We start from the raw sequence: 12,190 nt of genomic DNA on the forward strand, positions 1-12,190 counted from the left end.
TCCATCAGTTCAGCCGCCCATCCTCAGCGGGATCGAACGGGAACTCGGACACCTTGTCGGCCAGCTTGCCCAGCGGTGAGCCGGGCGGCGTGGCCGCAACGTCGATGCCGTTGTCCTTGAGAAACTGCCGGGCCACGTTGAGGATCGAGGCCAGGCCCTTCGCGTCCGACTCCATCGAGTCGATGGTGTCGGCGAGCTTGTCAGCGACTGCGGCGTGCAGTCGCTCCAAGGCATCCTTGGGGGCGGTCACTTGTTGACGACGCGGTTCAGTACGGTCTCCAGCGCGGACGTGCCGAGCGACGCCAGGATGCACGCGAGCGCGACCTGGGCGACGAAGGAGACGCCGGGGATGAAAATGACGATGGCACCAGCGGCAAGGCCGGTAGCGCCAGAGAGGATTGCGCGGCCGAGCGCCTGCTTCCAGGTGATCGGATCGTTCGACGTGAGCATCTTTGCGATGCCCACGATGAGGCCGACGCCCGCGAGAGCGCCGACCAGCTTCACTTCATCGTGCATTAGGTCTCTTGTAGGTGGTGGATGCGTTAGAGCGGACGACCGAAGCTGTACTCGTAGTTGCCGGTCAGGGTGATCTGCGTGACGCCATCGGTGACGACGACTGTGAACTGCCCCATGCGGGAGGTGTTCCGCCCAGAGGCGGTCACAGTGCCACCGAGGCCGCTGCCGGAGATCGACGCGCCGCCTGTGACGGAGCGGGAGACCACGGAGTAGTTGCCGGTGCCGCCCGAGCAATAAACGCTGAACGACTCGCTGACCGTGCCGTTGGTGGACTGAGGCCAGTTACCCATCAGGTAGCTCGGCGACAGCGATGCTTGGAACGGCGTCGCCTTGACCGCGTTGTAGAACTGCGAGGCGTAGATCGGGCCGCTCGTGGGGACGCCGTAGTTGGCCGGAACGTCGGGCACCAATCCACGTCCTCGGTAATACTGGTCCGCGTAGATCGGGTAGCCGCCGCCAAACTCGGCGCGGATCATTTCCCAGGAGATAGGGCCGGAGCCGGGGAGGGCCATCAGGCACCTCCCCCAAGGTCCGCGACGCGCTTACGCAGCGCCTGCACCTCAGCGATAAGGAAGGGAATAGCCTTCTCCCACTGGATCGTCTTGATGCCGTTTGCGTGCGTGGCGACCATCAACGAGTAGACCTCCTCGGCCTCCTGCGCGATGCCGCCGACCTCGTGATCCGCGCTCGGGTGGAACGTGGGATTCAGCTCGGCGATTGCCTTGGCATCCCAATCGAACTCGCGTACACGGAAGCGGTCGAAGAAGTCGGCCACCTTGGAGGCCGAGGCGTCCACGATGTTCTTCTTTAGACGCGCATCGGACGCATAGGCGACGATGTTGCCCGTGGCGACCCAATTGTTGCTGCCGTCGCGGTAGGCGCACCACGAGAAGGCGTTGCTGGCGAGGAAGCCGTGGTTGTTGTCGTTGCAATGGAGCCAGTGCGTGGTCCCGTTGTCGGAGTCGTAACAGGTGATGGTTGGCGAGTAGCTCTCCAAACGGAGGTCGCCACCGCTACCGCCTGGGCCAGCGATAAGGAATCCCTTGCCGCCGTAGGTGCGAACCCAGGTGCTGTCCTGCATCCAGATGCCGCCGCCGTGCGCTTCCGAGTACCAGCCGGTGCCGGACTGCTGGGAGCGGAACCAGCCAGCGTTGAGGTAAATCTGATCGCCGACCGTCAGGCGGCCCGCAATGTTCGCAGCACCGTTCCAGTACAGGTTGTACCAGCTGTTCGTGTTCACGCGGGTGATCGAGCAAACGTCATCGCCAGCGCCGTTCGTTCCGTGGATGTACGCGGTTCCCGCTGCACCCATGCCGGTCAACCGCAGCGGCGCGCCATAGGCCAGAGTGACCTGCCCGGTGAAGGTTGCGCCACCCAGGCTCGCCTTGCCGTCCAGTGCGGACTGGAGGCCGCTGACGTTTGCGATGGTGTGCGTGTGACCGGCGTCGGCCTTTCCTGCCGGGTTGAAGTTCGCCGAGGTCCAGACGGTGCCGCCAGCGTTGAGGGACGCGACGCCACCCGTGCCATCGCCGAATCGGAACTCCAGCGAGTTCGCAGCTGGCGGCACGTACACATAGCGATCCAGCGACCCCAGGTACATGACGCCGGACGTGGCCTCGCCGCCAAATCCCTGCACACGAATCTGCCCGGAGGCGAACGTCTTGACGCCACCGATGGACTGATCGTCGGTCACGTTGACGACGTTGGCGATCTCGGCGGCGGTATGCGTGTGGCCGATTGCCGACTTCCCGTCGAGCGCCGCTTGCAGCCCGGTTACGTTTGCGATGGTGTGCGAGTGGGACGCCGCCGCTTTGCCGTCGAGCGCGGACTGGAGGCCGGTCACGTTGGCGATGGTGTGCGTGTGCGTCGCCGCCGCCTTGCCGTCGAGCGCCGTCTGCGTCGCGGTGCTGATCGGCTTGTCGAGGTCGGCGGTATTGTCCACCTTGTCGAGGCCGACCTGCGCCTTGGTGTGCGTGTGGGTGCTCGGCGGGTAGGTCGTCGGCTTCCCGGTGACGTGGGTGTTGAAGTCCACGTCGTCGCGGGTCGCCAGCGCGCCCAGGCCGCCGATGTCGCCAGCCACGAGGGTCACGTCGCCCTGCTTACCGGCGACGCTGGTGACCTGATCGGTGTTGTCGATCTTCTCCCAGGTAGCGCCGTAGAGCGCCTGGTCGCCGACTCGCCAGTGGATGTCGCCCACAGTGCCTTCGCCGACCACCTTGTAGAAGTGACCCTTCACCGGGTTGGCCGGGAACGCACCAGTGCCGGCATCCCACGATCCCATGTAGACCAGCGAGCCAGTGACGGCAGCCTGCGCCTGGGCGGCCCAATGCTTCGCCGAGAACTCGCCCGGCGAGACCTCGGTGCCCTGCGGCGCGTTCGCGTACAGGCCAGCCTTGTCGCGGGCAGCCTCGGCAGCGGCCTTGGCCGACGATGCGGTCTGCGCCGAGATCGAGGCGGCAGACGCCGAGCCGGACGCAGCGGAGGCATGACCGGCTGCGGTGGTCGCCGAGCCAGCAGCCTCGCCAGCCTTGGTCGCCGCGGCGGACGCCTGGGCTTCCGCCCGGTTGGCCTGGGTGGTCGCCTGAGTGACCGAGGTCGCTGCGGCGGTCGCGCTGTCGGCGGCTGCGGCAGCCGATGCTGCGGCAGCGGTGGCGTCAGCTTCCGCGCGGTCGGCCGCGTCGGTCGCATAGCCCAGGATGGTCTGCGCCTGATCCCGTGACGTGGCGGCAGCAGTCGCCGCTGCTTGCGCGTCGGAACGCGCCTGACCCGCTGCGGTGGCCGACGTGCCCGCCTGGCTTGCGGAGCCAGCCGAAGCCAGCGCCGAGGTGGCCGAGGCCGTCGCCGAAGCGGCGGCGTCCACTGCGGAGCTTGCCGCCTCGGTCGCGCTGTCGGAAGCCTCGGCCGCCTTGGCAGCAGCGAAGGTCGCCGCGTCGGCGGTGGCCTGCACGTCGTCGTCGATGCTCGCGGCGGATTCCGCAGCGCGCACGGCGGATGCTTCGGCAGCGTCGGCGAAGCCAGAGGCGTCATCTGCGGACGCCTGCGCGGCGTTCGCCATGCCGGTTGCCACGGACACCAGGTCGCGCACCTGCACGACCGAGCCGGTCAGCTCGTCGGTCAGCCCGGCCACGTCCTTCTGGAGCTGCGGGAACGAGGGGAGGGTGTGGTTGTTGCCCAGGCCGTCCGTCACGACGACGGTGCCTTCCTCCTGAGTCAGCAGCGCGATCATCTGATTCTCGCGCCGGTTCCAGCGGTCTACCAGCGTCGAGAGGCGCGAGGCCAGCTCGGCGTTGGAGACGTAGCCGGGGGTAGTGCTCATGCGGTGCTTGGGTTCTCTCTGAGGGTTATCGGATGCCGAAGGCGAAGCCGCCAATCGACGTGATGAGGTAGTTCGGGTAGGCCGGGGCGTCGTAGCCGTGGACCTGCGGAGGCGGGCTGGATGCGCGGCACCGCACGCGGAATGCGCGGGCACCGCCTGTCCATGCGCCGGACGCCGAGAGCGTCACCGACTGCTCGTAGGTGTAGAAGTTGGACGCGGTGAAGGTGTTGCCGTCGCCGCCCATCTGCTGAATCAACGCGCGGTACATCGGCGGCTCGTGCGAGGCGATGACGACCCACACAGAGTCGCGCAGCTCCTCCAAGATGACGTGCAGCCCGTAGACGCGCGTGTTCGCGGTGACGGTCACCGACACGGAGGGCGTATGACCCTCGCCAGCCAGCACCGGAGCGCCGAGCCAGAACTCGTGGATCGCCACCCAATCGCCGAGCGGGATGAAGTTGTTGCCCGCCTGGTAGCAGAGGCTCGTTGCCCCGGTCCACCACACGCCGGTCGCCGACTGGAACTGCCCAACGATGTTGGGAGCATTGACGCGGCCTCGGAAGAACGCGCCGCCGTTGCGGTCCACGTAGAACACCGCGTTGTTGGCGTTCTTCGCGCCGGAGCCGACCCACAGGGGCCAGTCGCCGAGGTTGGAGATTTCCACGCGGAACTCGGCAGCGTTGACGATGTTGCCGTTGCCGTCGAGGGTGTGGGTCTTGAACGTGCCGCCGTTGATCGTGCCTGCGTTTGCCGTGAGCGCGGCCAGGGAGTTCACCCTGATCTTGTCCGCAGTGATCGTCCCGTCCACCACCAGCGCACCCTGGATGCCCACGGTGGACTGGCCGCCGACAGTGCCGATCACGAACGGATACTTGATGCTCGCCAAGGTGCCGCCCGAGGTGTACTGCGGGTGGACGAAGGCGAAGCGATCCGCGGTGACGATGAAGTCGCTGCCGGTCTGCGGGTTGGCGGAGAGGGCGATACCGGCGACCACGGGGACGCCGTTGATGGTGCCCGCGTTGATCTTGACCGAGTAGTTGGCCTGCCACTGACCGTACATGCCGGAGTGCTGCCCGGCGACCACGTTGAACTCCTGCCGGATGGTGGCGAAGTCGCCGTCCTTGAACGCCTGGACCTGCGTGGCCGCGATGGCCTGTGCCTGCTCGGCGGTGATCTTGGTGGTGTTGAGCTGCTGCACCAGCGCGCCGGTCGGAGAGGTGACATCCAGGTCGGCCTTGCGCCAGCCGGTGCCATCCCAAATCTGCGTCAGGTACGCGCCGGTCTGCACGGTCTTGACCCAAAAGGTCGGAACCTTGAAGCCGCCAGCGGGCGGGGAGGGCTGCGCGTCCGAGAAGATCGTCGGCGCGGTGCTGGTCTCCAGCGTGGATACCTGGGAAGCCAGGGCTTCGCGCGCGGACGCTTCGGTGTCGATGCGCTGCTCGAAGGCGGCCGAAACCGCCGACACCTGGCCGTCGATCTCATTGGCAATCCCCTGCGGCACGTTCGCGCCGTAGCTGGCCGCCATCTGCTGTCGGAATGCCGTGTTGGCACCCTCGGCGTCCGTCAGGGCTTCGGTGGTCTCGGCCAGGCCAGCGATGTTCTCGCCGTGGCGGACTACTGCCGTCTCAACGTCGGACACGCGGGCCTTGGTTGCGTCAACCTCGGCCATGACCGCGGTGCGGACCTGCGCCGCGCTGTCCTCGATCTCTGCGCCGAGGCGCTGCTCGGTGGCCGCACGCGCCGCTTCGGTGGTGCTCTCCACCTCGTCGATGCGCTGGTTGAGCGCTGCGGAGATCGTCTTGCCGTTCTCGACCACCTGGCCTTGCAGCTCGGTGATCGCCTCGACGCGCGCGGAGCGCTCGTCAGCGATGGCGCGATTGACCTCCAGGAATCGTGCCTGGCTACTTTGCTCGCCGTAGTCCACCCGCGCGAACAGGTCGATGATCTGCTGCGCGATGACCTTGTTGCCTTCGGTCAGCAGTCCGATCTCGTGGGTGGCCGTGCTGATCTTGTCGCCATAGTCGCGCTGCACGTCGAAGAACTCGTGCGAGCGCATGATTTCCTCCAGGATCGCCTCGGCGTTCACGTCGATAAGGTCGATGCGGGTCAGCAGGTCTTGCAGTGCTGGCGAGCGGAGGAGCTGCTCGATGATTGCGTTGAGGTCCGGGTCGCCACCGGGGTTACCGGGGCCGCCACCGGGGAGGCCGCTGCCACCACCGAACTCGGCGAGTTCCTGGTGTGCGTACAGCAGTTGGCGGAACGACTTGGACAAGTCGCGCGCCGGGAGGTTTGCGCCTTCCTTGTAGTTGACCAGGAGGGCGTCAATCGGCGTGAATCGCCGGATGGTCACAGTGTAGGGTGCGTCGAGCACGCCATCCTGCGACGGAATCTCGATGGTGCTGGCGTCCACCCACGACACGGAGACAGCGCGGGCCGCGTCCGGTTCACCGACGAACGCCCGGATGTGTTCGCGGGCGATGTACGGGAACGGCACGGTGAACCGCGTAGGGCCTCCCTCGTAGGTGTAGAGCACGAAGGAAAGGCCGCGCGATAGTTCGATCATGCGTCCTCAAAAAGGTGGAGGCCCCGAAGGGCCTCCTGGTTACGGTCGATCAGTCCCGTCCTTGCGGTCAGGGAACTGCTGTAGGGCTTGATCCGCGATGTTGCGGACGCCCGTCATGTTGTTGAACCACCAAATCTTCCAGAAGTCGCGCATCTGCTTCTCGGTGATCTCCTCATCGTCGCGGATGGCCGAACCGATCATCCGCGTGCTGCCGTAGACCTTGTTGAACAGGTCGATGGACGGGATGCCCATCACGCCGTTCTCCAGGCCGGTCGAGCGGTTGTTGGCGAACACCGGGTCGTTACCCAAGGCGTCCGCCCACACGGCGTCGGTGACCGCGGGGATCACGTTCGACCAGCTCGATTGCGCGACAGCGTTCTTGTAGAAGTTCTCCTGCGTCAGCTGCTTCTTCCGCTGTTCGGGGTTGCCCGCAGTGTTGATGTACGTGCGAGCCGCCCAGCCCATGCCTGCTGCCGAAGTGGACAGCACGACCATCGCGTAGGTGCGCCAGTCGTCGTAGTGGTGGACGGAGTTCAGGAAGTGGCGGGTGTAGCTGTTGACCATGAAGCTGCGGAACTGCGTGACGATGCGGCCGGTGGTGGAGTGCATCAGCTCGATGCTGTCCGAGGCGTCACCTTCGAGAACCTGGTGTCGCGTCACGCGGAACAGGAAGGCCGCCATGCGCTCGCGCGTCTGGAACGGCAGCTTGTCCGGGTCGATCTGCTCGATCTGCCGCTTGCCTTTGAGGTAGCCGAACACGTCGGCCTGGGCCTTCTCGTCGAGGCCCCAGGTGCGCAGGCGGGCCACTTCGGCGTCCGACAGCTTCTTGGCGTTCGCCATGTCCAGCAGCCGCAGCAGCGTGGCGCGACCGGCGATGCGTTGGAGCATCGTGTTGATCGGGGCCATGCCGGATGCGACCGAGGTGACGTGCGTCGCCATGTTCATCGCGTTGTCGATCTTCTCGCCGTGCTTGACGTTGAACGTCTGCGGCACTAGCGCATCCTCGTCCAGGCGCAGGAACGGCGGGTTGCGCAGCCAGTCGGTGCCGGGTGCGAACAGCCGCTCCATGACGCGCGCCTCCTGCGAGGACAGCTTGCCGTCAGCGCCGCGCACCAGGAAGTCGCGGGCGGCACCCACGGAGTTCCAGAAGTTGCGGAGACCGGCATGCGCGATGGTCGGGCCAAGCTCGGCGAACAGCGAGAAGCCGACCTGGTTCATCACGCGGGCGAAGTTCCAGTTGCGCAGGAACCGCGCGTAGCGTGCGCCTCGGCTGGCGGGATCGAGTTCGGTGCTGCGGCCGAAGGTGGACTTGAGGCCGATGTCGATCAGGCGCTCGATGTCCTTCACGTCGTCGCCGGACTTGCGGGCGTCGCTCTTGAGCTTCGACACGAAGCGGTCGAGCTGTGCGCGGTTCTTGATGCCAGCCTTCGACGACAGCGCCGACCAGCCGGTGATCTCGCGCATGTAGCGGGTCATCACCGAGTCCACGTCGTTGTCGAACAGGTCGGCCATCGAGACCTGCACGTCCTCGCCAGCCTCGTTGCGGATGGTGGTGGAGTAGGTCTCGTCGAGGTCGATGCGCTTCTTCGCGCGGTCGAGCTTGCCCGACTCGTAGGTCTTGCGCTCCAGCTTGGACAGTAGCTCTTGCGACCGCACGGGCGAGACGCCCGCCTCGGTCAGCATGTTGCCGATCTCCTCGACCGAATCGCTGTCCAGCGGGCGGACCAGCAGGTCCATCCCGTCGCCCTCGAAGTTCGCTTGGGCGCGCTTGAGGTAGGAGCGTGCAACCGCCCCGAGCAGCTCGTCGTCGATCTCGTCGCCTTCGTCGGTGGTGGCCTCCCAGGCGCGACGCATGGCGGGCTTGATGAGCTGCTCGATCACGTCGTCCTGGTGAAGCTGCATCTCGCCGAACAGGCGCTTGAAGCCCTTGCCACTCCAGTAGCGCGGCAGGTAGCTGCCGTTCTGCGCCACGTTGGCGAAGCCGTCGAGGTTGCTGTCCTGCGCCAGCTTGAGCGCATCGCGCATCGCCTTGGCGACGCTGCCGGCCGCCTTGGCGGCTTCCGGTGATACGTCAGGCGCACCGCGCACGGCACGGCCGACCTCCTCGTTGAACTTTGCGCGCTCGGAGAAGTTCCACCAATGGGTGCCTGTCCGTTGCTTGTAGGCGTCCCATGCGGCGTTCACTCCGCTCCGCCATTCCGTCTCCATGACGGCCAGGTGGCGCTTGGCGAACTCGCTGGTGGACTCCTGGACCGCGACGGAGCGATCGGTGTAGCCGACGCCATCGCGGAACAGCAGGCGGCCCGCCTCGCGCACCAGCGGCGACTTGGCGCTACCCATGCGGGCAGCAAGGTCGCGGCGGACGGTGGCGAAGTGGGGCGTGATGTGCGCGTTGACCAGCGCCTTGTCGGTGAACTCCTGCTCGAATGCGCTCTCGTTGCGCAGCGGGAGGACGCCTGGCGTGAGGTCGTTGGCGGCGGTGCCTGCCACGCGGGCGGCGGACAGCGAGTCGTCACCGGCCAGCCGCTTCACCACGTCAGGCTTCACCTCGCCGTCGAACAGGGCACCCCGGCGAGCGCCGAGGGCACCACCGAACGCGAACGACAGGGCGGCGCTCTGCACGCCATCCGCGAGCGTCTGCTCGGGGTCGTAGGTGGAGGTTGCGGCCGACATCAGCGCGGAGGTGCCCGCAGCCTGTAGACCGGAACGCACCGCGTTGGCGAGGCGTCCGGCCTTGGCTGCGTACCCCAGGCCGCCCGTGGCGAGATCGAGGCCGGTTGCCACCGGGTCGGTGAAGCCGAGGGCGATCTGTCCGCCCAGGCCGAACTGCGCCAGGTCGTCGTCCGCCATCTGATTCATAAAGGCCACGGATTCCAGATAGGAGAGGTGCTCGTCGGACGTGGCCCGGCCGAACAGCTCCCACTGCTCCGGGCGCAGGCCCATCGACTCCCAGCGCTTGCGCGCGTCTGCGGGAATGCGATAGCCCTGCTGCGGCTCGTAGCCCAGCTCGGTGATGAAGCGGTCGATGAAGCCGATGCCGCCCTTTGCCTGGGCAGCGCCCCATCCGTCCCATACGGTCGTCTGATCCTTCCGGCGCTCCGCGGCCTCTCGCTGCTCCTTGCGCTCGCGCACGGCTTGCACGATGGGCTGCTGGGTTGCCGGCTTGACGATGTTCTCGTCTGCGCCGGGTAGGGATTCAAACATGCGGTCTTACTTCCTCGTCAGGTACTCCAGGAAGTCCTCGGGGACTGCCGGGGTGGTGGTGGTTTGCTTGGTGCCCGCGTTGGGAACCAGCGGCTTGGTGAGGTCGAACTTGGGCAGCTCGAAGGCGGGAGCCTCGGCGGCGCTGGCGTCGCGCTTGGCGATGGCCGCAGGGACTTCCGTGGTCGCCGACTGCGAGCGCAGGTCGCGGATGTTCCGGGACTGGTCCGCCCAGGTGGTGCGCTGCTCGACCCGACGACGCGCCTGGGATTCCGCAAGGTCTCCCTTCCAGCGCTGGTGCTGTGCCGCGATGGCACGCGGGTCGAAACCGATGGCGCGGCCGGTGTCCGGGTCAGGGATCAGCCAGTTGTCGGGGCCGACGATCTGCCACTGCCCCGGATTGCGGGGATTGGGCAGGGCCGACAGCTCATCCGGGTCGCGGCCGAGCTTGCGCGCGACCGTCTGGATCAGCTCGTCTACCGCTGGCTCGGCACCCTGCGGCATGCCGATGTTTGGCACGCGGCGGCCGTTGACGGTCGTGCGCTGGGCGTCGATCTGACCGACCGCTGCACGGATGGCAGCTTCGCCGGACACTCCGCCACGCGAGGCGATGCGCTCGGCTTCCTGGCGGATGCGGTGCAGCTCACGCGGGTCACGCGGCTTGCCGTCGATCTCCAGGTAGTCCTTGATGCCGGACTTCCAGGTGTCGTTGATGACCGAGCGGGCCTCCTCGACTTCCCGCTTCGGTTGCGTCAGGACGCGAGCGGCCTCCTGGTGAGACTGACCGCTGCGCCGGGTGTCGTAGAGGTACTGGTCCAGCATTGCGGCAGCCTCGCCGCCAGCGACCGTATCGGCGTACTTGGGCGAGACCTTGCGGAGCTGTTCGTACAGCGTCGCGGCGTTCTGGAAGTTCTCCTGGAACGCCGGGTCAGCGCGCTTGAGGATGCGTTCGAGCTGGGGGATGACGATGCCCTGCCGTGCCCACTTCTGGAGCACCTGGCCGCGTGCGGCCTGCGGGGTTTCCTCCCACTCCTTACCGGCCTGCTTCTTGAGGTCGGCGTCGCTGATCTCGTAGGGATTGCCCCCGGCTACCAGCTTGCGGATGCGCTCCTCTCGGGCGCGCTCCTTCGCTTCCTGCTCCCAGCGGCGAAGCGTCTGCTCCTGCTGGTTGTTCCAGTATCGCTTGAAGGACTGGAGGTCGCCACCGCTCAGGCCGAATTTACTGGCCCAGGTGTCGATGGTCTTGTGGGTGAGCTGGCCGCGATCCGCGAGGCCCTGGAGCGTCCACTCTGCCTCGGCCATCGCCTGCTTGCGTGCCTCGTCCTCGCGGTGTGCGATCACGCGGGCACCAGCGGCAGCCGCCGCGCGCAGCTCGTCGCCGTGCTCGGTGTTCATCAAGCCGGGCTGGCCGTCGCCGCGGTCCTGCTCCAGGAACGCCAGGATCGACTGAGGATCGCGGTTGCCTGCGGCCAGCTCCTCCTTGGCGGCCTCGACGTAGAGTTCGTCCACGTCGCGCTTGTTGAGATAGGCGTACTCCTCCTGGTCCAGCATCGCGTACAGGCCGTTCATGCCCTCGGAAGTGAGGAACGTGCCGCCCTTGATGCCGTCGCGGATGATCGCGGTCAGCGACTCCTTCTGCCGGACCAGCATTTCCCGCATCGAGTCGGCCTGCCACTGCTGGCGGACCTGCTGCGCGGCGCGCATGGCGACCGGCATCAGGGCCTTGCGGACCTGCGGGTCTTGGAACTCGGGGTTCTGCGTCAGCGCAGCCATCCGCTCCTTGATGAGCGGCTCGATGTCGGTGCCGGGTTCGGCCTTGGCGATCTCTTTGGCCGCTTCGATCTGCCAGTCGCGGACGCGGATGATGCCGTCTGCCTTGAGGTAGCCGCGACGCCATGACTCCGACTGCTGGGCAACGAAGTCCTCGGCCTGCCGGGGCGTACCCTCGGCGTCCTCCTGCATACGTTGGGTCGCCGCGGCGCTGTACTGCTCGCGGCTGTTTGAGATCATCTGCGAGTTGACGGAATCCGAGACGCGCGTCAGCACCGCAGCGGCGGTGCGAGAGAGGACACCGGCACCAGCGGAGGACGCTTGGTCAGCCTGCACCGCCAGAACGGGGCGCTCGGCGAGACGCTGCGGCACCTGCGCGCGGCGGATGATCTCTTGGGGTTTCGTGCGAGCCACGGGTTACTCGTCTCCGGGAATGGAATAGCGCTTGTAGGTTTGGATGTTGCTGTAGGCATTCGCGCCAGACTGCATCACGCCGCCCAGCGCCTCGGCATTGCCGGTGCGGATACGAGCGCGTGCTTCGGAGCCGCTTTCGACGACTCCGTTCCTGCGGTTCTTCTCGATGAGGGCCACGTCACGGCCAGCCTGGGCCATGATGTCGTTCGCCAGCAGCTCGACCGAGTTGCCGGACACTGCCGCTTCTGCTGCGGAGGCGCGCATCGCGGATCGCAGTGCGCGGGCCTCCTCCATGCGCTGTTGGGTGCGCTCGGCGGCCTGGTCGTTGATCTGCTCCTGCTGACGCTCCGCGGCTTCCTCGATGGCCTTGTTGTTCTGATCCTGGCCGTACATGGTCGCCATCGCGCTGA

At 66.8% G+C, this 12,190-nt stretch carries 8 protein-coding genes; all 8 read right to left on the bottom strand.

Going from position 1 to position 12,190, the window contains the following annotated elements:
• Positions 1-4 precede the first annotated feature (4 nt).
• From AC5P67_RS10480 to AC5P67_RS10515, 8 genes are read right to left on the bottom strand one after another with little or no spacing between them, the layout of a single operon-like run.
• The gene (locus AC5P67_RS10480; protein ID WP_032961803.1) at positions 5-250 is read right to left on the bottom strand and encodes a DNA packaging protein; all 246 of its coding nucleotides are present in this window, start codon (positions 248-250) and stop codon (positions 5-7) included.
• Positions 247-516, bottom strand: a complete 270-nt coding sequence (locus AC5P67_RS10485) for a phage holin family protein (protein ID WP_005412393.1) — start codon at positions 514-516, stop codon at positions 247-249. The genes AC5P67_RS10480 and AC5P67_RS10485 overlap by 4 nt, the downstream gene beginning before the upstream one ends.
• A 26-nt stretch (positions 517-542) precedes the next feature.
• Entirely contained in the window at positions 543-1,028 is a 486-nt protein-coding gene (locus tag AC5P67_RS10490; RefSeq protein WP_126411773.1) for a hypothetical protein, read from the bottom strand.
• Complete coding sequence (locus AC5P67_RS10495; RefSeq protein ID WP_005412395.1) at positions 1,028-3,832, bottom strand: tail fiber domain-containing protein; 2,805 nt, start codon at positions 3,830-3,832, stop codon at positions 1,028-1,030. The genes AC5P67_RS10490 and AC5P67_RS10495 overlap by 1 nt, the downstream gene beginning before the upstream one ends.
• Before the next feature lie 25 nt (positions 3,833-3,857).
• Positions 3,858-6,395, bottom strand: coding sequence for a phage tail fiber domain-containing protein (locus AC5P67_RS10500; RefSeq protein WP_005412396.1), 2,538 nt, complete (start codon positions 6,393-6,395; stop codon positions 3,858-3,860).
• Positions 6,396-6,434: 39 nt separating this feature from the next.
• Positions 6,435-9,599 carry a hypothetical protein gene (locus tag AC5P67_RS10505; protein WP_005412397.1) on the bottom strand — a complete coding sequence of 1,055 codons (3,165 nt, stop codon included), beginning with the start codon at positions 9,597-9,599 and terminating at the stop codon, positions 6,435-6,437.
• 6 nt (positions 9,600-9,605) lie between these two features.
• Positions 9,606-11,780 (bottom strand): hypothetical protein, encoded by a 2,175-nt coding sequence (locus AC5P67_RS10510; RefSeq protein WP_032961810.1) that lies wholly within the window; start codon positions 11,778-11,780, stop codon positions 9,606-9,608.
• 3 nt (positions 11,781-11,783) lie between these two features.
• A complete protein-coding gene (locus tag AC5P67_RS10515) occupies positions 11,784-12,182 on the bottom strand; it encodes a virion core protein, T7 gp14 family (protein ID WP_032961812.1) in 399 nt (132 codons plus the stop codon).
• Positions 12,183-12,190 lie beyond the last annotated feature (8 nt).

Source organism: Stenotrophomonas sp. YJH_SMC_21 (assembly GCF_059369555.1).

Excerpts from the sequence above, each read along its gene's own strand:
- AC5P67_RS10495 (WP_005412395.1), bottom strand. The coding sequence starts at position 3,832 with ATGAGCACTACCCCCGGCTACGTCTCCAACGCCGAGCTGGCCTCGCGC.
- AC5P67_RS10515 (WP_032961812.1), bottom strand. The coding sequence starts at position 12,182 with ATGGCGACCATGTACGGCCAGGATCAGAACAACAAGGCCATCGAGGAA.
- AC5P67_RS10485 (WP_005412393.1), bottom strand. The coding sequence starts at position 516 with ATGCACGATGAAGTGAAGCTGGTCGGCGCTCTCGCGGGCGTCGGCCTC.
- AC5P67_RS10505 (WP_005412397.1), bottom strand. The coding sequence starts at position 9,599 with ATGTTTGAATCCCTACCCGGCGCAGACGAGAACATCGTCAAGCCGGCA.
- AC5P67_RS10500 (WP_005412396.1), bottom strand. The coding sequence starts at position 6,395 with ATGATCGAACTATCGCGCGGCCTTTCCTTCGTGCTCTACACCTACGAG.
- AC5P67_RS10490 (WP_126411773.1), bottom strand. The coding sequence starts at position 1,028 with ATGGCCCTCCCCGGCTCCGGCCCTATCTCCTGGGAAATGATCCGCGCC.